Below are 22,080 nucleotides of genomic sequence, written 5' to 3' on the forward strand. Positions count from 1 at the left end.
TCAAGTACAACGCCATCATTAGTGACGATAGAGGCGGTAATATAGACCGTAGAGTAGAGTACTGTGGCGATTAGAGGTGCCAAAATAAACCACAACCAAGGTTGTTTGTACCAGGGGCCGGCTTGTTGGGTAGTCATAGGATTCCTTATAAAAAAAGAAATAGCTGCTCGGAGATAATTCCGGCAGCTATTTTAACTCAGTCGGCTAGGGGAGGATAGGCTTTGCTTAGCGCGCAACCGGACCGATAAAACGGTTTTCCTCGTTAACCAGAATGCTTTCATCATCTAAAGCCTGAACCCGAAACATAATGTCGTAGTTCGGGCGCTCAAGAAAGCGAGGATCTGCCTGTAGACTTACAGGATGATCAAGTAGTTCGCCAGCGCGAATTAGCACTTCACTATCCCCAGACATGGTCAGCCCTTCAACACCTCTTACCTCGATGCTAAAACGATGATCGTCCTGTGACTTATTCGCAAGTTTGAGAGTGTATACGTTTTCTATCATGCCGTTGGACGCTTCAACATAAAGTTGACCTCGGTCACGAAGTATATCAACTTCAAGTGGAATTCTGCTGTACAGGGTGTAGCTGAAGGCGATAAACATGGCGCAGATGGCAATGAAATAACCGATCAGACGTGGGCGTAAAATATGAGTTTGGCCGCCTTCTAAAGCATGCTCTGTGGTATAGCGAACAAGACCACGCTCATAACCCATGCGATCCATAATATCATCACAAGCATCGACGCAAGCACCACAAGCAACGCACTCGTATTGCAGGCCGTCCCTGATATCAATGCCTACTGGGCAGACGTGAACACAGTTGTCGCAGTCGATACAGTCGCCCAGACCATCAGCTTTATAATCAGCACTTTTCTTACGCTTACCCCGATTTTCACCGCGGATATTATCATAAGAGATAACCAGAGTGTCCTGATCAAACATAACGCTCTGAAAACGGGCATATGGGCACATGTAAATACACACCTGTTCGCGCAACCAGCCAGCATTAGCATAGGTCGCTACTGTCAGAAAGCCGATCCACCAGGTTTCCCAGGGACCAAGATTCCAGACGAGGACTGAAGGCGCAAGTTCGCGAATAGGGGTGAAGTAACCAACGAAAGCAACGGCTGATAATGCTGCAATAGTTAACCAAAGAAAGTGCTTAGCGGCCTTTCTCATGATTTTGTTACCGCTCCAGGGAGCTTTATCAAGGCGCATACGCTGATTTCGATCACCTTCACTGATGCGTTCCGCCCAGATAAAGAACCAGGTCCAGACAAATTGAGGGCAGGCGTATCCACACCATAAACGTCCGGCAAATACGGTGACGAAGAAAAGCACAAAGGCAAGAATAATCAGTAACCAGGACAGGAGCATGAAGTCCTGTGGCCAGAAGGTAAAATTAAAGATGTTGAACTGCCGACGAGGCAGATCGAAAAGAATAGCCTGATGGCCGTCCCACTGAATCCAGGAAAAACCGTAAAACATAGCCAGCATCATGAAGCCGGATACTGTCCGTAAATTTTTAAAAAAGCCTTTGTAAAACTTTACATGAATATGTTCACGTTTGGCATATAAGTCGTACTTTTCATCCCCCTTGTTGCCCTTTGGGGTTACATCCTTAACTGGTATTTGATTCATACCATTCCTCACCATAAAGTAATCGTAATTCGGCTATCAAAACCAAGCGGTTCAAGGTTTATTAGCGATTTTGCATATTATACCCGGTTTGCAGCAGTAGTTAAGCTGAAGCACAAAAAAAGGCGATATGATTTTTATCATATCGCCTTTTTTATTGATCTGAGCCTTACTTGTTAGAGAGGCTGTACACGTAAGCAGTGATAAGTTGAATCTTATCATCGCTGAGTAGATCTTTATGTGCTGGCATTACGCCATTACGACCGGTACGGATTGTGTGGCTTACTTTCTCAAAAGTAGAGCCATACAGCCAGATACCATCAGTCAGATTAGGTGCGCCCAATGCTTGAACGCCTTTACCATCTGCACCGTGGCAAGCTGTACACAGAGCCTGGAACTGTTGCTCACCGCGAACGGCTGCATCAGCATCGTGATCGGCGCTGCTCAATGACATAACATAGTTAGTCACATCGCGAACACCTTCTTCACCCAGAACCGCACCCCAAGGTGGCATTGCACCCTGACGACCATTGGCAATAGTCTGCTGGATAGTTGCCGGAGCACCACCATACAGCCAATCACTATCGGTCAGGTTAGGGAAGCCGTGTGCACCAGCGCCAGTGGCACCGTGACACAGTGAGCAGTTGTTGGCAAACATACGCTGACCCATTTTCAGACCTTCAGGCTGAGCCTGTAGATCTTCAACGGACATAGTTGCGTACTTAGCGAAAATAGGTTTATAAACCTCTTCCGCATGTGCCATCTCTTCTTCCCACTGGTTTGCAGACGTCCAGCCCAGAACTCCTTTGAAGTTACCTAAGCCAGGATAGAGGGTCAGATAAACTAAGCCGAAGACAATGGTTGCAACAAACATATTCAACCACCAGCTAGGCAAAGGATTATCGTACTCTTCAATCCCGTCAAAAGAGTGACCCAGAGTTTCCTCGGTCGCTTCTTTGTGCGGCTCGCTGCGGCGGGTAGCCAGCAACAACCATGCACATCCTAATATAACTGCAAGTGTGATTACAGTTATCCATGCGCTCCAAAAAGCACTCATTGTTCTTTTCTCCCGTTATCAGTTCCTAGCGTCCGCTGATCCTGCTCGTCATCTTCGAAGGGCAGGTTAGATGCCTCTTCAAAACCTTTGCGGTTACCCGGTAGTAAGACCCAGATAAAGAGTCCGATAAAGGTGATCAGCATCAGCACCGGAAGGTAAGGACCGTAAACTTCGTAGCTCACTCTGGATTACCGCTTGTTGTTGTAAACAGAGTGGGTTTTGCCAAGTGCCTGAAGGTACGAAACCAGAGCATCAATCTCTGCTTTACCTTCAACCTGTTCCTTAGCAGCTGCAGCGTCTTCCTCGGTGTATGGAACACCAAGTTTAGCCAGAACCCGCATCTTAGTTGCGGTGTCTTTACCTGACAGCTTGTTTTCAAACAGCCAAGGGTAGGACGGCATCTTAGACTCAGGTACTACATCGCGTGGGTTATACAGGTGTGCACGATGCCAGTCATCACTGTAACGACCACCGACCCGGGCCAGATCTGGACCGGTACGTTTGGAGCCCCATAGGAATGGGTGTTCCCAAACTTGCTCGTTGGCAGTTGAGTAGTGACCGTAGCGCTCGGTTTCTGCACGGAAAGGTCGAATCATCTGGGAGTGACATACGTTACAGCCTTCACGGATGTAAATGTCGCGCCCTTCAAGTTCAAGCGCAGTATATGTGCGCAGACCTTCGATTGGCTTAGTTGTCGAATTGCTAAAGAACAGAGGTACGATTTCAGCAAGACCACCACCACTGATCACCAGGATGATCAGCAGGATCATGATGCCAATATTCTTTTCAATCGTTTCGTGTTTGATCATTTCAATATGCTCCTCTGATCCTTAAGCTGCTTGCGCAGAAGCGTTAGCTGCAGGAGCTGTGCTGTCTTTGCGTACAGTCTGCCAAACGTTGTATGCCATTAACAGCATACCAGTCAGGAAGAATGCACCGCCCAGAGCACGAACGAAGAAACCAGGATGACTTGCTTCCAGTGCTTCTACGAAGCTGTAAGTCAGGGTGCCGTCCTCGTTAACCGCGCGCCACATCAGACCTTGCAGGATACCGTTAACCCACATCGCGCAGATGTACAGTACAGTACCGATAGTTGCCAGCCAGAAATGGGTATTTACCAATGCCATGCTCGCCATTTGAGCTTTACCCCAAAGACGTGGAATCATGTGGTAAACCGCACCGATAGAGATCATCGCAACCCAGCCCAAAGCACCCGCATGTACGTGACCGATAGTCCAGTCAGTGTAGTGGGATAGAGCGTTTACGGTCTTGATTGACATCATCGGTCCTTCAAAGGTAGACATACCATAGAAAGACAGAGAAACAACCAGGAAGCGCAATACAGGGTCTGTGCGTAGCTTATGCCAAGCGCCGGATAGCGTCATCATACCGTTGATCATACCGCCCCAAGAAGGTGCTAGCAGAACCAAAGACATAACCATTGCTACAGACTGAGTCCAGTCAGGCAGGGCAGTGTAGTGCAGGTGATGACCACCAGCCCACATATAAGTCGCAATCAGAGCCCAGAAGTGAACTACAGACAGGCGGTAAGAATAAATTGGACGCTCAGCCTGCTTCGGTACGAAGTAATACATCATACCCAGGAAGCCAGCGGTCAAGAAGAAACCTACAGCGTTATGTCCATACCACCACTGAACCATCGCATCTACAGCACCCGGATAAACCGAGTAAGACTTGAACAGAGATACAGGCATCGCTGCGCTGTTTACAATGTGCAGTACAGCAACTGTGATGATGAAGGCCATGAAGAACCAGTTACCCACGTAGATGTGAGATGTCTTACGCATCTTCACTGTACCTAGGAACACGATAGCGTATGCAACCCAGACTACGGTGATAAGCAGATCAATCGGCCATTCTAGTTCTGCGTATTCTTTAGAAGAAGTCAGACCTAGTGGTAGGGTGATTGCCGCGCTCAGAATAACTAGTTGCCAGCCCCAGAATGTAAAGGCGGCCAGTTTATCAGAGATCAGGCGAGTTTGGCTCGTACGCTGTACGACGTAGTAAGAGGATGCGAACAATGCGCAGCCTCCGAATGCAAAGATAACAGCGTTGGTATGCAACGGACGCAAGCGACCGTAAGTTAACCAAGCGGTATCAAAGTTTAGTGCAGGCCATACTAACTGGGATGCGATTAGCACTCCCACGGCCATTCCGACAATTCCCCATACCACTGTCATGATGGCGAATTGACGCACCACCTTGTAATTGTAGGTTGGGTGTTCAGCTGCTGTGCTCATATCAGGCTCTCATCAACAAGCTATTAGAAAGGTTTAGAAAGTAAATTTCCGCTGGCTATTATGTTGAAATGGCGACCATATTTCAATGCGTCAACGGTATTAGTTGCGTCATAGTGCCGCACTGCAAAAAAATAATACTAAAGTTCATGGTTGATGTGTTTCGTATGATTATTATGCTTCATCTTGTTGAAATATAATGGAAAAGAATATTTATATTGTTCCAATATGGGTATGTATTATTATTGTTTTTGATGTTTTGGACAGAAGTTGATCATTATTAAGCCAGTATCAAAAGTTACTAATTTATATTTTATTGATGTGGATCAAGCGCGTTTTGGCGCATAATTAACCACTTTCTGTGATGGCGGAGTAAAGAATGTTGATTGAAGGGAAGCCGGTTAAGGGGAAAATTCTGTTGGCGCATGGAGCAGGAGCGCCAATGGATAGCCTGTTTATGGATCAAATATCGTCAGGTTTGGCTGCAGGGGGTGTTGAGGTGATCCGGTTTGAATTTCCCTACATGCAGAAACGTCGAGTAGATGGAAAGAAGCGTCCTCCGGATCGGCAGCCTAAGTTACTCGACTATTTTACAGAAATGATTGAGCGTTTTACCGATCCGGATGTCCCGCTCTGGTTAGCGGGTAAATCCATGGGCGGGCGAATGGCAACCCACCTGGCGGAAGACCCAAGGGTTAAAGGGTGTTTTGTTTATGGCTACCCTTTTTATGCGCCCGGTAAGCTTGATCGGCCGAGAACAGAGCATCTTGTGTCAGTCGCCAAGCCTGTACATATATTTCAAGGTACTAGAGACGGAATGGGGCGCAAAGAGGTTGTAGATGAATATATTCTGTCAGATTCTGTCACTGTCCATTGGCTGGAGAGTGGAGACCATGACCTTAAACCACTAAAAAGATCTGGAATAACGCAGGACGAACATATAGCTCATGCAGTAGAATCCACGCTCTTGACTATCTACGATTGAAATATAGAGGTACTGCCCTGTGAATCACCTTCTGCTCTATTGCCGCCCTGGCTTTGAGAAAGAGTGCGCTGCTGAGATCCGTGAGTTGTGTGAACAACAGGGGATATACGGTTATTGTAAGCTGGAAGAGAACACTGGTTATGCTCTTTTTATCAGTCAGCAATCTGATGGAGCAAGTCTCGCAGTAGAAAAACTGAATTTTCGTGATCTGGTTTTTACTCGTCAATGGATTGCCTGTCTGCCTCTGATTGATGAGGTGGATACTAATGATCGTATTGTTGCATTAAGCGGCTATATTGCAGAGCTACCGGAATGTAATGAGTTGTGGGTTGAGCCTTCTGATACGACCGAAGGGCGAGAGATGCAGCGTTTCTGTAATAGTTTTGGCTCAGCTTTTAGCCAAACGTTGCGTAAGCAGGGATTGTTGCCTCGTAATGCTTCAAACAGATTACATATTTTTGCTCTATCAGGAAGCTGTTTTTATATCGGTTTTGCGCCGGTGAATAATTCGGCTCCCTGGCCGATGGGGATCATGCGTCTTAAGTTTCCTCAGCAAGCGCCAAGCCGTTCAACACTGAAGCTTGAAGAAGCGTGGCATTGGTTTATACCTCAGAAACAGTGGCAACAGTTTATTAGCAGTGGTAAGCGGGCCGCCGACTTAGGAGCGGCACCAGGAGGATGGACCTGGCAGCTTGTAAACCAAAACATGTTCGTTACGGCTATCGATAATGGTCCTATGGCTGATTCTTTAATGGAGTCAGGGCAAGTTACTCACCTGGCTGCAGACGCCTTCAGCTATCAGCCTCATAAGTCTTTTGACTGGATGGTGTGTGATATTATTGATAAACCTACACGTGTTATCAGGCTGATGGCTCAGTGGCTGGTAGAAGGTTGGTGCAGAGAAACGGTGTTTAATCTGAAGCTGCCGATGAAACAGCGTTATCCCGAGGTTAAAGGCTGTCTGGAATATCTGCAGAATGAACTGAATAACGCCGGTCTTAATGCCAGTATTGCCGCTAAACACCTGTATCATGACCGGGAAGAGATCACTGTGCATGTACGTTTATTGGATCGTGTTTAGAATAGTTCAGGATTAAGGGCTAGGCCCTTGATCCTATTTCCTGAGGACTTGTTTGTCTCGGTCAATGTTCCAGGACTGTGATTTTCTCTTCTGATTCCAGCATTGGCATAATGGCTTCCATGATTTCTTTGCGTGCAGCGGAGGAGTGCCAGCGCTGCCAGTCCTGTAAGGTGCGAAATGTTGCCATTACGATACGATGATTATGGTCATTACTGTTTTTTAGCGATTCCCCGGAGATAAAACCGTGGGCTTGCATCGCTTGTTGTAAGGTATTGCGGGCAGCTTTTTCGTAGTGCTCTGCCAAGTCATCGGCAATATGGCGTTCAATCAATACTCGAATCATCTTTGCTCTCCGTTAGCTGAACAAAATTATTTTCATTTATTTCAATATAATAGCTCAAATGTAGTGAGTAAAACGTTATCTGGCAAAAAGATAGGTTTTTCTATGGTGCTGAATTTGCGACAATATGCACCTGATGTATTAGAGGTATTACTGATGGTTGAAGTAAAAGCGGATAAGGTTATGGATGCAACTGGTCTGTTCTGTCCCGAGCCGGTAATGCTGTTGCACAATGAGGTGCGTGAAATGGCGACAGGTGAAGTATTGCAATTGACGGCGACTGACCCTTCAACGCAGCGAGATGTGCCGAAGTTTTGTACCTTTCTGGGACATGAGCTAATCGCTCAGAAAGCTGTAGATAATCAATTTTTATATCTGATCCGAAAAGGTGAGTAACCTGTCTTATTCGGGATCAGATGCCGATAATTTTAAGAGGCCCTGAGGGCCGCAAGATAAACAGTTGAGAGAAACTTACTGTGACAGCAACAGAAACTGCGGATAAATCAAAAACTCGCACCCGTTCCAAAAATCGGGCGGCCAATCAGGCTGCTCTGCAACTGCTGTGTGATGCATACCCGGAAGTCTTTAATCGGGAAAACATGCGTCCATTAAAGATTGGTATTCAAGAAGACCTGATTGCCGATGAGAAGTTAGCGAAAAACAAGATTAAGAGAGCACTAGCTTCGTATGTGCGTTCTCCCTATTACTTTCGTAGTCTGAAAGAAGGGGCTGATCGCATCGGATTAGACGCCCAGGCTTCGGGTGCGGTTACTGAATCTGAAGCGGAGCATGCAAAGCTCCAGCTGAAAGAGGTCAATAAGCTGCGCCAGCAAAAGCAGCAGGAAGAGAAAGCTAAGCAAAAAGTTAAAGAGAAGGACGAGCGTCTCAACAATAAGCTTGAAATGTTGCTGACAAAGAAAGGCTGATCGTACTTCTGATTAAGAAAACCGCCTTATGGCGGTTTTTTTGTTTCTGAGGAGATGGATGGCAGGTATTCAGAGGCTGAATGCCTTAGGGCTTAAAACTGTTCAGGTTTACCGTGAATCCATCCTTGAGATCCATCTACTTCAAGTTGGCGTAGGTGGTTGAGTTGAGAATCTCGCTCTACGTGTTCAGCATAGGTCTTGATATCAAGGCTATGGGCTACGGTTACCAGACTTCTGACAAAGAAACGGTCTTCCGCACGGCTGTCTAACTCTCTTATTAGCGATCCATCTATCTTTATGTAATCAGGGTGAACAGTATAAAGGTAGCTGAAACCGGCAGGGTTGATACCGAAGTTATCTACACCAAATTGAATGCCAGCTTGCTTCAGTTGATCTCGAAACAGGGCCACCTGATTAAGGTTGTTCAGTACCGAGGTTTCGTTTATCTCGATACAGAGATGTTCTGGCCGGGATAGTGAGGATACGGCGCTGATTAACCAGTCGCAGAAGGCTGTATCGCGAACGGAATCGTTACTCAGGTTCACGCCTAGCGTTAAGTCAGGATCTTTTGTCAGTCGTTTAATGGCTGAATTCAGCACTGACTTGTCCAGAGCTGTCATTAGGTTAAGCTGTTTGACCACGCTGATGAATTCGCCTGCCATACAGGGCTGGTTGTCCTGATTAAGGATGCGAGCATAAATTTCGTGATGGATTACGTTCTTGCTATCGGTCACCTGTTTAATGGGTTGTGCCTGGAGGAAAATATCGCCGCTGACAATCTTGTCACTCACGTGCTGATGCCAGCTATTTTGTGTATCTGTGTTGTCAGTGCTCTCACAGTATATAGTGGCATTGTCTTTGCGCGCTTTTTCGGTAGCAGATCGAGCGTTAACAAGCAGTTCTTTGGAGCTGCCCTGTTCTGCATAGGAGACTACACCTACGAAGAACGCTTTGCGTTCACTGGTATTGTTCAGTTGACGGTAGGCGTTTTTAAGGTTGGCAGCTAATTTGTCTAACTCTCTCTGCAGCTGGTCAGGATTTGTAATGTCACTCAGCAATATAAGCTCTGAAATACTGATGCGACCAATCACGGGCTCCTCCGTTAATCGGGCCAATTGTTTTAGTTGGCCGGCACAGGCGCGAATGAAAGTATTAGCTTTTTCCATTCCAAGTTCGTTATTGAGTTGTTGCAGATCGGCTATCTGAAGATGAATTAGATTGCCTGGGCCAAAATCCCTTCGGAAATCAATGCGTTCATTAAGTTGGGTGAACGTTGCCCGCTGATTCGCAAGCCCGGTCAGATCGTCCTGATAGGCAGTGCGGCGAATCTCTTCGATGTTTTTGGCTTGTTCATTGAACATAGTACGAACCCGGCGCACCATCATGTTCATTGCAAGAACAACCTGCTTAAGCTCCCGGGTGCCCGGAATGCTGTTCTGCTCAATATACTTCTGTTGTGACAGTGCTAAGGCCTGTTTTTCGACGCCTTTTAAAGGGTTGAGTATGTAGCGCATTAGCAGGCTGATAAAGAACATACTGAACAGAGACAGCACTACAAACCAGACAAAGGTTTTCTCAGCACCGCGCCACAGCTGCTCATAGGCGTACCCAGCACGGCTTTGAACAAAAATGGAACCTGCTTTTTGCCACTGATTGGTTATTTCACGCGTCATCTCCGGAGGTGTTATCTCTACCAGTTCGACAAACCACTCAGGTACGGTTTCATCTATCTTAGCGCTTGTGCTTTTGACAAACAGTGGTTGGTTGTTGGCGTCAACTACCCGGATTTGTTGGTAGAATCCGCTATCAAAAATAGCGTTTACCGTGGTTTCAATTGACGCTAAATCACGCTCAGCCATATAGGGCGCAAGATAAAGCCCAAGGTGGGTTGCAGTGTCCTGACCATGAGATTCCAGCTGATTTAACAGCATCTCCTTCGAACTATCGGACATCAGGTATACCGTGCCGGAAACTAATCCGATCAGTACGGCTAATACGGCGGCCATTAACTGATTAACGATCGACATGCTTAATTCCTCTTGTTCTCACAGATCAGGTCAGAAATCCTGATTTTCCATTCGTGATTGTAATTGTACCCAGGGCTTCAGCTGATCTGATGTCCCCACGAGTGTGCTACGACGTCCTTTTTTTGACAGCCAGAGGTTGTCGCCATTGAAGCTGTATACGTGTTGTAGATCAAGTCGACGATTTGCTGGTTTTATCTCTGGTATCAGGTTGTCCAGGATTAACGGGGTCTTGCCTGGAGAGGGGTAATAAGTCAGTACCATGTGTGCCTGGTTCAGCTTCAGTGCTTTAACATAAGCAATGCTGAGCTTTTCAATCGGCACTCCAAGCTGGCGTAGCGTGTAATACTTAGCGATTGAGAAGTCTTCACAATCGCCGCCATTAGTTATGAGAAATTCAACCGGGCTGGCCCAGTAATCTTTCTTTTTCCAGTGAATGATGTCGTCGATAAAACGTAGCTGATTGAAAAAGCGATTTACCCGGTGCAGCTTTTCATCTTCATCATAGTTGGCGATATCTACAATCAGGCTTTGCCATGCTCTCAGCCGGCGTTCAGCCATCTCGCCATATTTCTGTCCAAGTTTTTTAATCTGAGCTTCAGACATTTTGATATTGAAATCGGGGGCAGCGGTTAGACTATAGGCGAGGGATAGAAAAATCAGGCCAAAGAGTACAGACAAGCTAGATGGAGATCGGCCTGAAGCGGAATGGTGCTGGCTCTTTAAAGCGTCTTTAACCACAGTTAATTATTGCTTAAAATTCTTGATAATTAAGGGAATCTTCATTGTTTCATAGCTGTAGAAGTAACGCTTCAGTTATATACTCAAAATGGGGTTGTCTGCTAGGAACTGCCCGGCATTAGATTGCACTGTTTCAATAGTGTTTGCCAAGCGAGGATGTGTCTGTCGCGTGCCTGAGTGTAGTTTAACCAGAGTGGAGCATCTGCTGCCAGTATTTGGTTCTTGTACGCCTGCATGGGTTGAGGAATGTCAGTGAAATTGCCGAGTAAATTACGGTTGAGTGCGAGCCATTCTTTTCCCTGGCGGTCAATACGTGCCATGTAGGGTTGTACTTGCCCTGCATAGTACTTATTGAATACATTTTTTACGATGCGGGCTTTGGGTGTCGTTTGCTGGTTGAAGCACAGAGGTCGCTCTTTGAGGCGTTCTTCAATAACTTCTGATGTGTGGTTCAAAGTATTCTTTATAAGGGCGAGTGAGCGGAGCCAGCGGCTACCGTAGCGCAGGCTGTATAAAGCATGTAAATGACTTTCAAGTTGGTCGAGATAGCCGGAATCAGACCACTTCTCCCGGTTGTTATTAAGACTGGCTATCTGATTAAGTATTATCAGTGCCTGACGACTTTGGCTGAACCCAGCTTCCTCTTGAAGGGGGAGTGCCGGCTCAGATAATGAAAAGTTTCTTTCAACCGCTTCACTGGTGAATATTCCGTTCCAAAGGTTTGCTTCAAGCTCGTTATGCTTAACCGTGAAAATGGTTTGAATTTGCTGGATTAGTGCCGGGTCTGTCTCTGTCTTTTCTAATCTCTGTAAGCAGTTTCTAAGTCCGCTGTATAATCTGATTTCATAAACCATTTTTTTAGAGGGGGGCATTACTTTGCCAAGTGAGCTGTTGCGTTCTGCAATGAGGTCTAATAATTGGCAATGGCGCAGGTTTAAAACCTCTATTAACCCCTGGCGGAGGTCCGTGACTTGTTTTATACGCTCGCGCCGCCGTGGGTAGCTGGGTAGTTTTAGTGGTTGGCTTAAATCCAGCTCTTCAGTATCCATGTCGAGGCTGTTGGCGACACGGATGCTGTAAGTTTCCAGCATCTGCTCTGGCTGCTGATTATCGCAGCCCAGTAACAATACTGTGCAAAGTAGGGGGATTAGGCTATTTCTGTAATTCGGCATTGTTGGCGAATGCTCCGGTATCGCAGTACAAGTAGTATAGCGCTGACCGTTATGCCTATGACTAGCCCAATCCAGAAACCCATGGCGCCAATTGCCGGAATCAATAGATCTGTCAGGCCTAGCAGATAGCCGAGAGGAAGGCCTATCACCCAGTATGCGATAAAGACCATTAATAGTGGGATTTCGGTGTCTTTGTGTCCCCTTAGTACGCCGATAGTGGCAACCTGAATGCCATCGGGAATCTGAAAAATGGCCGCGATCAATAGTAGGCTGCTGGCGAGCTTAATAATTTCCTGTTTATCGGTGTAAAGCCCGGTAATCTGAATTGATAATAGGGATATCATTGTGCAAGAGATGATTGCAGTACAACAGACGATAACTAAACCGGTTCCGGCGGCGATTCTTGCGTCACTGTGACTGCCCTGACCGAGTAATTGCCCGACCCTGATTGTCAGTGCCATTGATATGCTCAGCGGAATCATAAATACGAGTCCGGTAAAGCTGAGTGTTATTTGGTGGGCGGCAATAACCGACTCCCCAAGCCGAGCGATTAACAGGGCGATAACGGTAAACATGCTGACCTCGATTAGCAGGGTGAAGCCGATGGGGATACCGATACGTAAGAGATTGTACAACAGCGTGATTTGGAGTTTCGGCCTGTTAATTAATTTTAGGTGGCGAAAGTGACGCGATGTCTTAAGGTAGATAATCGCTGAAATAGCCATGACCCACATAACTATTGTGGTCGCCCAGCCACAACCTTCACCGCCAAGCTCAGGAAAACCAAAGTTACCGTAGATTAGCAGCCAGTTGAGTGGAATATTACAGAGTAGGGCGAAGATACCTATCTTCATCAGTGGTTTTGTTTTGCCAAAACCTTCGCAATAGCTTCGGCAATTTTGGTAAAGCATCATGCCGGGCACGCCCCATGAAAGTGCCTCAAGATAATTGATGGTTTTCTGCTTAAGACTGCCGGTAACCTCCATTAGCTCAAGTACCGGGGCCATATTTCGAAGCACTAGCCAGGCAATAATACTTGCGATGATAGATATCAGTACGCCCTGATTGAAAATCAGCCGTGTTCTGCGCAGTCTTTCATTTCCTACATATTGGGCAACCGTCGGAGTTATCGCCATTAAAACGCCGCTAAGTGAGAGCATGACGGGTAACCATATACCGGATCCCAGAGCGACGGCGGCAAGGTCTTCGGTACTATAGCGGGCTGCCATCAGTGTATCGACAAAGCCCATCGCTGTTTGCGAAAGTTGGGCAATAATGATTGGGACAGCTAGGCTGAGAATCTGGCGGCTTTCTCGAAATGATGCCAGGTTATTGTATTTCAATGGGTGCTGTGGCCGTTAGTTGGAGGCTAGGCAAAAAAAACCGGAGCATAGGCTCCGGTTTATTATCGACAGCTGAGTTAATTAGTCAATGCAAGTTGCAACATAGCGACCTGGTGCGGGTTCAATAACCTTGAACTCATCGTTACCAAGCTCTTTAGGAGCATCAATCTTTTTACCTGACTTAGGCTTCAGCCACTTAGCCCAGTTTGGCCACCAGCTACCTTCCTGCTTCTCAGCGGTTTCCAGCCAATGATCAGCGCCTTGTCCGAGTTCGCCACCGGTCCAGTAGTTACGACGGTTTTTAGAAGCAGGGTTAATAACTCCTGCTACGTGTCCGCTGGCACCCAGTACGAATTCGATGTTGCCCTGCATCATTTCAGTACCTTTAAAGGTACCTTTCCAAGGTGCAATATGGTCATCGATTGTTGATAGGAAGTACACAGGGATCGTGATATTGCGCAAATCGATTGACTCGCCGCAGATAGTCAGACCACCTGGTTGAGACAGTTTGTTGTTGATGTACATCTCGTTGATATAGTAATTGTACATATTAGCTGGCAAGTTAGTGGAGTCGCCATTCCAGTACAAAATATCAAATGGAGCAGGATTCTTGCCCTTAAGGTAATTGTTGACCACATAAGACCATACGAGATCGTTTGAGCGCAGCATGTTGAATGCGCTAGCCAGATCACGCCCGTTACACAGGCCTTCGTCGTCTACTTTCTGAGTGAGCTTCTTTACTTGCTGCTCATCGATAAATACGCTGAGCTCGCCAGGATCGGTGAAGTCTGTCAGTGTTGTCAGGAAGGTTGCAGAAGTAATAGAGTCATCTTTACGGGCTGCCATGACGGCAAGGGTAGATGCCAGAATAGTACCGCCGATGCACCACGCAGTAGCGTTGATTTTGCTCGATCCAGAGATCTTCTTCGCAGCATCAATAGCCTTTAATACGCCATCTTCAACATAGTTATCCCAGCTGATTTCACGCTGTTCTGCGGTTGGGTTAACCCAGGAAACCAAAAATACGGTTTGGCCTTGATCAACGCAATATTTCACATAGGAGTTATGCTCCTGCAGATCCATAATATAAAACTTGTTGATACAAGGTGGCACGATCAGAGTCGGCTGAGTAAATACTTTTTCAGTGCTTGGCTTGTACTGAATTAGTTGTAGCATTTCGTTTTCGAAGACAACGGCGCCTTCTGAGGTGGCTATGTTCTCGCCCAGTGTGAAGGCGGACTCATCAGTCATGGTGATACGGCCCTTATCCATATCTCCCATCAGGTTCTGTAAGCCATCAATTAAGCTCTGGCCATTGGAATCCAATGCTTGCTGAAGGACCTCAGGGTTTGTCGCAGCAAAGTTGGTTGGAGACATTGCATCGATATACTGCTTGGTATAAAACTCCAGCTTTTTCTGCTCGTTATCATCCAGGTTGGCGTTAGCAGCCATGTCGTTCATCAGATTGGAAGTCAGCAGATAAGACTGTTTGATATAGGAGAATACAGGGTTCTGACTCCACTCTTCAGCGGCGAAACGACGATCTCCTTTTTCTGGTGCCGCGACAGGCTTGTCGGTCGCTTTACCGGTAAGAATATTTTGCCACAGGTTCATCTGAGCCTGCTGGTAATCTGTAATTGCGCGCACCCATACAGTAGGATCTTCAAAAGAGCGTGCAGCCAGTTCAGTCCATGACTTAGAGAAATCTTTGAACAGATCTTTATCGCCGCCGGTTTGGGAGTACATCTCCAGAACTTTCTGGCTCTCCTGATTCAGGTAATTGATGAATTCTTTCGGGTTAGAAAGGATATTGCTGTTGTTTTCCATAAAACTGCCTTCTTTTTGAACCTAACTTAGATGCATTGCTAACTTCTTTGGTTAGCTATCGCATACGGAGGACCAGCTACAATCGGTTAAATATCTGAATAGCCTTTTTAAACTAATCCTGAACCTTAAACAATACTGGCTATTTATCAAACAGAGCCCATGAGCATAGACAAATTGATGCAGCGCAGCAAGGATAAATTACCCTACTTTAGTTACATGTTAAAGGTTCATTCTGATTATGTAGTTGTGGTTATTGGTTAATGTGTTGATTTATTAGGAACACTGACAAGATTCTGCTGTTATATGCCGTATGCAAAGCGGGTTTGATATCTTTGTGGGGGTAAAAGAATACGAGCTCTTAAGGCATAAGCTATTCAGTATGATGAAGGGAGAGAGGTGCTATATAATTGTGTTTTTCTCGTTTACACGGGGTTAATTGAAGGAGTGTATATGCGTCAGTTTCTACTGTTGAGCAGTGTAGGCTGTCATCTGTGTGATCAGGCAGTTGACGTTGTTGTCAGTAACCTGAACCCGCAAAAGCATCAGGTCGATGAGGTTGATATTGCTTATGACGACCAGTTGATGGATAGATATGCTTTGCTTATTCCGGTTCTGCTGGATGAGCAAAGCGGTGATGAGCTACGCTGGCCCTTTGATTCTAATCAGCTACAGAGTTTTATTGCTAGGTTTGATTAAACCGAAACAGGCGTTCAGCGTTCTCTTCTGTCTGCAGTGCCAGCTCGGCCGGATCAGTACTCCTGGCTCGAGCCGCTGTTTCAAGAATATGAGGAAGATAGCAGGGCAGGTTCCTGCGACTTTTGGGCTTTGGTTTTATGTCTCGTGGAATCAGATATGGCGCGTCGGTTTCAAATAATAACCGCTCAGCAGGAATGTCTTTAATTAGCCCTAGCAGCTCACTGCCGCGGCGCTCATCGCAGATCCAACCGGTTATTCCTATATACAGATCCAGATCCAGATAGTTATAGAGTTCTTGTCTATTTCCAGTAAAACAGTGGGCTACGCCGCCGGCCGTCTGATCCCGGAAATGGCGGAGCATTTCTGTCTGCTTTCTATGCGCATCCCGTTCATGGAGGAATAGGGGAAGGTCTGCTTCACAGGCTAACTCCAGTTGTTGCTCAAAGGCATGGATCTGTTGCTCTGGTGTTGAAAAGTTTCGGTTAAAATCCAGCCCCGTTTCTCCCACCGCGAGCACTTCCGGGTTTTTAATCAGAGCGTCCAGTGTCTGGCGTACGTCTGGGGAGAACTCTTTACTGTAATGGGGATGAACACCGGCGGTGCAGAACAGGCGATTACAATGTTCCTTGCACAGGTTAACCGCCTGCTCAGTTTCAGCGGCAGTGGTGCCGGTAATCAGAAGGCGTTTAACGCCCGTATCAAATGCGTCGGAAATAACCTGTTCCCGATCTGAATCAAAGGCGCTATCTGTCAGATTGATGCCGATATCGGTCAATTTGTAGTAATTTTCGTTCATTATTGAGTCAGTGTTGTCGCCGAGTTAGTTTGGATGAAGTTTCTTAAGCGCTCTGCTTGTTGTGCGCTGGTTGAGTCCTTCAGTGCGATACGAAAGGCTGTTTGGCCCTCGAGAATGTGGGAGGGTTGGCCTGCTAATGTGCGGTAGATCGCGTGATAGGCCATGACGCTCATGACGTATTTACGGGTTTCTTTAAACGGGATCATTTCAATCCAGATATCAGTGGGGAGTTCTCCGCGCTGCTTAAGCCACTTTTTCACCCGATGGGGGCCTGCATTGTAAGCTGCTGTCGCGAGTACCTGGTTACCCTTAAATTTTTTCTGCATTTCAGCAAGGTAAGCGACGCCCAGATTGATATTGGTTTCAGGTTGGTAAAGGTCTGCAACTCCTTTATAACTAATATCGTTTCGCTTAGCCGTTGATTGTGCTGTTTTCGGCATGAGTTGCATCAAGCCTCTGGCGCCTACGCGGGATCGGGCATAGGGCTGGTAAGCGCTTTCCTGACGGGCAACAGCCCTAGCCCAGTTCGTGTCAATTTTATAATCGCCTGCAAGCTTGTCGAATATATCAGAATAGGGCATTGGAAAACGTAAGCTGATATCGTCCCAGAATTTGGCTTTAGCAATCCCGGCAATAGCCAAATTATGCCAGCCCCAGCGATGCACTACTGTTGCTGCTGTTCTTAGCTGGGCTTTGTCAAAGCCACGGGTTAGCTGGTTCCATTCACGGCGGGCAAGATACAGGCTATTCAGCTGATAGAGTTCATGCATTCGACGCATAGCCGGCGAGGTGGCTAATTCTTGCAGTGAAAGTTCAGTTACCTTGTCTTGCTGAGGGTTCAAGCGAAAACGGCTTTGTAAAGTGCGCGAGGCGAGTAAGCCATAGTAACTACGTTGGTTGCTTAGCTTCACGAAGGCATCAGAATAGACTGGCTTCAGCCCTTTAATATGACTGGCAGAGATTGTTTTCCAATAGGTCCATCGTTCCTGCAATTGAGATTCAGGAGTGAGCTCATCAATGAGTTGGTGAACTTTCTGCCAGTTTTGTTTGGTCAGTGCCAGCTTGAAACGTAGGTTATGGATCTCTTCATCGGCAAAAATATTTAACTCACCCAGTAATTGGTCTGTTGTCTCATCGGCTCTGTAGCTTAAGCGACGAGCTATGTCTCGATTAAGCTTTTGTTGCTCTTCGAAATTGAAAGATAGCTTTGTACGTTGCTTAATCCAGATCTGCGCAGCCGAAAGAGGATTCTTCTTTGAAAGTTTATTTAATCCGTAGAGGTAGGTCTTCCTGCTAGCAATAGTATCGCCCGGTAAAAATTTTGGATTTATAACCAGGGAGGGGTCTTTTGATACCTGAAACAAACGTTCCGTCGTTTGCTGTTGTTTTGAATTTAAAAATCGATTTAGGTAGCGTGCCAGTGCGATGTTGTCATTTCCTACCGATTTCCAGAAACGTTGGAAAGCAAGTTCGCTACTAGGCCCCGATGACTGGGTTATCCAGTAATTGAATACCTCATCACAAGCCTTAGAAATTGAGTGTCCGGTATTCCATAGGGCGCCTATATTCTTCATAGCAGACTTGGGTTGTGCTGTTTTCAAAAGTGAGTTGCGGTAGTGGCATTGATATAACTCTCTCTTTATAGGGGTGGACTTATAGGCAGTGACATACTGCTTCCAGCGTTTTTGTGATGCTAGAAAGCGGAGCCATTTCTGTTGAAGAATATATGTGGGAGGAAGTTCGTTGTACTGTTCGGTATATCGGTCTATATGGTGCTGAGTAACCTTGTCGAAGTTATGTTCGAGCTCCTGCTGTACCAAATAAGGATAGAGTGGGTAGGCGGTGAGCTTAGCTTTCAGTTGAAAATATTTATCATCTTCATCCGCTTTAAGTGCCTCAGAAGCCTGGCTATAGAGCTTGCGAGAGTCCTCGATCGAAATGGCTGCGGCAATGTTTGGCAGCAAACTGCACAGAATCAGGCAGCAGATCAAGTGGGTAAGGCTGAAAAGCTTTGGGGTATAGGGCATGTGCATCATTTTTGTAGTCACCGATATGCTCATCATAGCGGCAAAGCGATGACAAACTCGAGAAAAATATCTACCGAATGGGTGAATTATTTTATGCTTAATAATTTCAATTTGATTAGAAAAAAATATTTGTAATGAGTAACACGCCTGAGTGCATTTTTTCTGTAGAATATGCGGCCAACGTTTTTGGTGGATTTAAGCATGGCTCTGATCAGACTTGATAAAGTCTCTGTCGCATTTGGCGATAAACAACTACTCGACCATATCGACTTTCAACTTGAAAAGGGTGAACGGGTTGCATTGGTTGGTATAAACGGTGCAGGTAAGTCGACTCTGCTGAAAGTTATAGCCGGCCACCAGGCAACTGATGATGGTGAGCTGTGGCAGGATGGCGGAGCCCGTATTGCGGAACTATCGCAGATGTTACCTGTTGCTGATGACCGGAAAGTAAGAGATGTTGTTGCCTCGGGGTGCGCTGAGACAATGGAGCTACTTACCCGTTATGAAGCTCTGGCTGTGAATCACACAGATTCAGATATGGCTGAGATGGAACACCTGCTACATGAGATAGATTTGGCAGACGGTTGGCATCTGCAACAAAAAATTCAACAAGTGCTTGAGCGGTTGGAGCTGGATGGAGACAAACTAATGTCTTCTCTATCCGGTGGCTGGCGTCGCAGAGCCGCACTGGGTGCCGCTCTGGTTCAGGAACCAGATATTCTGCTATTAGATGAGCCAACAAACCATCTGGATATCGAAACCATCGAATGGCTCGAAAAACAGATCATGGAGTTTCGGGGGGGAGTTCTGTTTATCTCCCACGACAGATCTCTGGTGGAACGGTTAGCCACCCGGATAATCGAGTTAGATCGAGGGCATCTGACCTCGTTTCCAGGAAGCTATGCTACCTACCTCGAACAGAAGGCAAAACTGCTGGAAGAGGAGGAGCGTAATAACGCCCTGTTTGACAAGCGTCTTGCCGAAGAAGAGCGCTGGATACGTCAGGGCATAAAGGCTCGTCGAACCCGTAATGAAGGCCGTGTTCGTGCACTTAAAGATTTGCGTGTAGAGCGTTCACAGCGACGCGAGAAGCAGGGCAAAGCTAAATTTCAGATGGATAAGGTTGATCGTTCTGGAAAGCTTGTTATCGAACTGGAAAATGTTAGTCAGGCCTACAATGGCGTGCCGGTTATTAGCGACCTGACGCTTTCTGTTCAGCGGGGAGATCGCATCGGCTTGATTGGTCCGAATGGCATCGGTAAAAGTACCTTGTTGCGAATTTTGCTGGGACAGCTTGTGCCTGATGAGGGGGAAGTTAAGCTTGGTACAAGCTTGAATGTCGCTTATTTTGATCAGTTGCGGGGCAAGCTCGATCCTGAGAAAACCATTATCGATAACATTTCTGAGGGCCGGGAAAGTATCACTATTAATGGTAAGTCACGGCATATCATCAGTTATCTGAGTGATTTCCTGTTCTCACCAGAAAGAGCGCGCACTCCAGTAAAAGCGCTTTCAGGTGGTGAGTGTAACCGGGTTATGTTGGCTAAACTCTTTAGTCAGCCATCCAATTTGCTGGTTCTTGATGAGCCCACCAATGATCTTGATATTGAAACTCTGGAGCTGCTGGAAGAGATTTTACTCGAGTTTAAAGGGACTTTGTTGTTGGTCAGTCACGACCGGGCGTTCCTGGATAATGTTGTGACCTCAACGGTCGTATTTGAAGGGAATGGCAGAATACAAGAGTACGTTGGTGGTTATGAAGATTGGTTGAGACAGCGCCCGGAACCGGGGGCTGAAGTTCTGATTAAGCCGGTCGAAAAAACTGTTGAAGCGGCAAAGATTGAGCCTCCTAAGAAGAAACTTAGTTATAAGCTTCAACGGGAGTTAGATATGTTGCCGGGCCAGCTAGAGCAAGCAGAATCTGATTTGGAGCAACTGCAACTGGAAACCGGAGCTGCTGATTTTTATACCGGTAACCAGGAGCATGTGAGTTCTAAACTGGCCGATTTGCAGGAAAAAGAGACTTTGCTCGAACAGCTGATGGAACGTTGGGTCGAGTTGGAAGGGATGCAGTAAAGAGTAGAGGTTATCCTCTACTCTTTAGCGTTTACTCGTATCGCCAGTACATCGCATTTAGCGCCATGTAATATGCCGTTAGCGGTTGACCCTAATAGTAATGCGAGTCCATGGCGTCCGTGGCTGCCGACAATGATCAGATCGCATCGGTTTTCGTCTGCAATTCTGTGAACCTCGGTTTCAGTGTGTCCTGAAACAACATGACACTCTTTTACCGGGTATTCGAGCTGTTTACGGTAGCTTGCCATTTTACTTTGTGCGTGTTCATCAAGCTGTGTCTGAATGGCGGTGAGGTCCATTGGGACATCGCCTCCATAGGCGAAGCTAAGCGGTTCAATTACATGGATCATTGAAAGTTCAGCTTCAGTGCTTTGGGCCAAAAGTTTTACTTTGTCTATCAGTTGGTCAGAGTCTTCTGACAGATCGATAGCCAAGAGTATGTGTTTGTATAGTGACATAGGTTTTTCTCCTGTTGCTCTCTATCTTTGAGAGTAGCATAGAGTTTCCATACTTTATGGAAAGTATAGCGTTTCCGGTTTGAAATCTGACCGGGATCAACTAGTTAGCGGAGCGTGAAAAATGGAATGGGCAATTATTGTTCTGATTATGATGTCACTGCTGGGGTCGATGATGTGGGTGATGCCCAGTCCCCGACAGCGCTTTCTGGCTAAGTTACGGCTGGAGGCTTCTCGTCAGGGCTTTCATGTTCAGATCGTTCGTGTGACGCCTCCCAGAGCGGCAGGACAAGTGGCGCCAGAAGTGTTATCTGCTACCGCCTACCGGTTGCCTCGATTCAACCTGCAGAAAAGTGAAAGAGAGGGCTTCATAGAATGGCAGGTGTTTCGTCAGACGGCCATTGCCGATACAGGATTACCCGAAGGCTGGTGTTGGGGGATTGGCGAGCGCTGCCTGAGTGAAGCTCAGCTAGAGTCAATAAATGAATTGATCAAAAAGCTTCCTGACGGTGTGTCTTCGATAGAGTCAACACCGGTTCACTTGTCTCTCTACTGGGATGAGAGAGGGGATGAAAACTCACTGGAGATGTTGCAACAATTGATGCAGCCGTTCATGGAACAGAAATTTTAAAACGGGG

21 protein-coding genes are annotated in these 22,080 nt (G+C 46.6%); 7 read left to right on the forward strand and 14 right to left on the reverse strand.

Annotation, left to right across the window (positions count from 1 at the left end; genetic code table 11):
* Positions 1-225: 225 nt before the first annotated feature.
* The 5 genes from ccoG to ccoN all read right to left on the reverse strand — a co-directional run bounded on the left by ccoG (position 226) and on the right by ccoN (position 4,956).
* Entirely contained in the window at positions 226-1,641 is a 1,416-nt protein-coding gene (ccoG, locus tag QZZ54_RS14350) for a cytochrome c oxidase accessory protein CcoG (protein WP_290703384.1), read from the reverse strand.
* Positions 1,642-1,807: 166 nt separating this feature from the next.
* Entirely contained in the window at positions 1,808-2,695 is an 888-nt protein-coding gene (gene ccoP / locus QZZ54_RS14355) for a cytochrome-c oxidase, cbb3-type subunit III (RefSeq protein ID WP_290703385.1), read from the reverse strand.
* Positions 2,692-2,877: a cbb3-type cytochrome c oxidase subunit 3 gene (locus tag QZZ54_RS14360; RefSeq protein WP_290703386.1), complete on the reverse strand. Its 186-nt coding sequence runs from the start codon at positions 2,875-2,877 to the stop codon at positions 2,692-2,694. The genes ccoP and QZZ54_RS14360 overlap by 4 nt, the downstream gene beginning before the upstream one ends.
* A gap of 6 nt (positions 2,878-2,883) precedes the next feature.
* Positions 2,884-3,501, reverse strand: coding sequence for a cytochrome-c oxidase, cbb3-type subunit II (gene ccoO, locus QZZ54_RS14365; protein WP_290703518.1), 618 nt, complete (start codon positions 3,499-3,501; stop codon positions 2,884-2,886).
* Positions 3,502-3,525: 24 nt separating this feature from the next.
* Positions 3,526-4,956, reverse strand: coding sequence for a cytochrome-c oxidase, cbb3-type subunit I (ccoN, locus tag QZZ54_RS14370; protein WP_290703387.1), 1,431 nt, complete (start codon positions 4,954-4,956; stop codon positions 3,526-3,528).
* A gap of 376 nt (positions 4,957-5,332) precedes the next feature.
* Here ccoN and QZZ54_RS14375 point away from each other — a divergent pair, with 376 nt between their 5' ends.
* Complete coding sequence (locus QZZ54_RS14375) at positions 5,333-5,938, forward strand: alpha/beta fold hydrolase (protein ID WP_290703388.1); 606 nt, start codon at positions 5,333-5,335, stop codon at positions 5,936-5,938.
* A gap of 19 nt (positions 5,939-5,957) precedes the next feature.
* On the forward strand, positions 5,958-7,019 hold the full coding sequence (gene rlmM / locus QZZ54_RS14380) for a 23S rRNA (cytidine(2498)-2'-O)-methyltransferase RlmM (protein WP_290703389.1): 1,062 nt from the start codon (positions 5,958-5,960) through the stop codon (positions 7,017-7,019).
* A 61-nt stretch (positions 7,020-7,080) separates the two neighbouring features.
* On the opposite strand, the gene QZZ54_RS14385 is transcribed toward rlmM, so the two are convergent.
* Positions 7,081-7,362: an antibiotic biosynthesis monooxygenase gene (locus QZZ54_RS14385; protein WP_290703390.1), complete on the reverse strand. Its 282-nt coding sequence runs from the start codon at positions 7,360-7,362 to the stop codon at positions 7,081-7,083.
* Between the two features lie 153 nt (positions 7,363-7,515).
* Here QZZ54_RS14385 and tusA point away from each other — a divergent pair, with 153 nt between their 5' ends.
* Positions 7,516-7,755, forward strand: a complete 240-nt coding sequence (gene tusA, locus QZZ54_RS14390; RefSeq protein WP_290703520.1) for a sulfurtransferase TusA — start codon at positions 7,516-7,518, stop codon at positions 7,753-7,755.
* 80 nt (positions 7,756-7,835) lie between these two features.
* On the forward strand, positions 7,836-8,285 hold the full coding sequence (locus QZZ54_RS14395) for a ProQ/FinO family protein (protein WP_290703391.1): 450 nt from the start codon (positions 7,836-7,838) through the stop codon (positions 8,283-8,285).
* A 92-nt stretch (positions 8,286-8,377) separates the two neighbouring features.
* Here QZZ54_RS14395 and QZZ54_RS14400 read toward each other — a convergent pair whose 3' ends face one another.
* The 5 genes from QZZ54_RS14400 to phaC form a co-directional block, all read right to left on the reverse strand.
* A complete protein-coding gene (locus QZZ54_RS14400) occupies positions 8,378-10,312 on the reverse strand; it encodes an EAL domain-containing protein (protein ID WP_290703392.1) in 1,935 nt (644 codons plus the stop codon).
* A 30-nt stretch (positions 10,313-10,342) separates the two neighbouring features.
* Positions 10,343-11,050: a transglutaminase-like cysteine peptidase gene (locus QZZ54_RS14405; protein WP_366645665.1), complete on the reverse strand. Its 708-nt coding sequence runs from the start codon at positions 11,048-11,050 to the stop codon at positions 10,343-10,345.
* A 101-nt stretch (positions 11,051-11,151) separates the two neighbouring features.
* Positions 11,152-12,141, reverse strand: coding sequence for a DUF3080 family protein (locus QZZ54_RS14410; protein ID WP_290703393.1), 990 nt, complete (start codon positions 12,139-12,141; stop codon positions 11,152-11,154).
* Positions 12,142-12,197: 56 nt separating this feature from the next.
* Positions 12,198-13,565 (reverse strand): MATE family efflux transporter, encoded by a 1,368-nt coding sequence (locus QZZ54_RS14415; RefSeq protein ID WP_290703394.1) that lies wholly within the window; start codon positions 13,563-13,565, stop codon positions 12,198-12,200.
* Positions 13,566-13,646: 81 nt separating this feature from the next.
* Positions 13,647-15,392, reverse strand: a complete 1,746-nt coding sequence (phaC, locus tag QZZ54_RS14420; RefSeq protein ID WP_290703395.1) for a class I poly(R)-hydroxyalkanoic acid synthase — start codon at positions 15,390-15,392, stop codon at positions 13,647-13,649.
* Between the two features lie 450 nt (positions 15,393-15,842).
* Between phaC and QZZ54_RS14425 the strand changes: the two genes are divergently transcribed.
* The gene (locus QZZ54_RS14425) at positions 15,843-16,088 is read left to right on the forward strand and encodes a glutaredoxin family protein (protein ID WP_290703396.1); all 246 of its coding nucleotides are present in this window, start codon (positions 15,843-15,845) and stop codon (positions 16,086-16,088) included.
* Here the strand turns inward: QZZ54_RS14425 and QZZ54_RS14430 are convergent.
* Together QZZ54_RS14430 and QZZ54_RS14435 are read right to left on the reverse strand one after the other, a co-directional pair.
* A complete protein-coding gene (locus QZZ54_RS14430) occupies positions 16,075-16,884 on the reverse strand; it encodes a TatD family hydrolase (protein ID WP_290703398.1) in 810 nt (269 codons plus the stop codon). The two genes, QZZ54_RS14425 and QZZ54_RS14430, sit on opposite strands and share 14 nt — an antisense overlap.
* Positions 16,884-18,932: a transglycosylase SLT domain-containing protein gene (locus tag QZZ54_RS14435; RefSeq protein ID WP_290703400.1), complete on the reverse strand. Its 2,049-nt coding sequence runs from the start codon at positions 18,930-18,932 to the stop codon at positions 16,884-16,886. Before QZZ54_RS14435 ends, QZZ54_RS14430 begins: the two co-directional genes overlap by 1 nt.
* Positions 18,933-19,112: 180 nt before the next feature.
* On the opposite strand from QZZ54_RS14435, the gene QZZ54_RS14440 reads away from it, so the two are divergent.
* Entirely contained in the window at positions 19,113-20,987 is a 1,875-nt protein-coding gene (locus tag QZZ54_RS14440) for an ATP-binding cassette domain-containing protein (RefSeq protein WP_290703402.1), read from the forward strand.
* Positions 20,988-21,004: 17 nt separating this feature from the next.
* On the opposite strand, the gene QZZ54_RS14445 is transcribed toward QZZ54_RS14440, so the two are convergent.
* Positions 21,005-21,445 carry a universal stress protein gene (locus QZZ54_RS14445; RefSeq protein WP_290703404.1) on the reverse strand — a complete coding sequence of 147 codons (441 nt, stop codon included), beginning with the start codon at positions 21,443-21,445 and terminating at the stop codon, positions 21,005-21,007.
* 121 nt (positions 21,446-21,566) lie between these two features.
* Between QZZ54_RS14445 and QZZ54_RS14450 the strand changes: the two genes are divergently transcribed.
* The gene (locus tag QZZ54_RS14450; RefSeq protein WP_290703406.1) at positions 21,567-22,073 is read left to right on the forward strand and encodes a hypothetical protein; all 507 of its coding nucleotides are present in this window, start codon (positions 21,567-21,569) and stop codon (positions 22,071-22,073) included.
* The last annotated feature ends 7 nt before the right edge of the window (positions 22,074-22,080 follow it).

Source organism: Amphritea sp., assembly GCF_016744155.1.
GTDB lineage: Bacteria > Pseudomonadota > Gammaproteobacteria > Pseudomonadales > Balneatricaceae > Amphritea.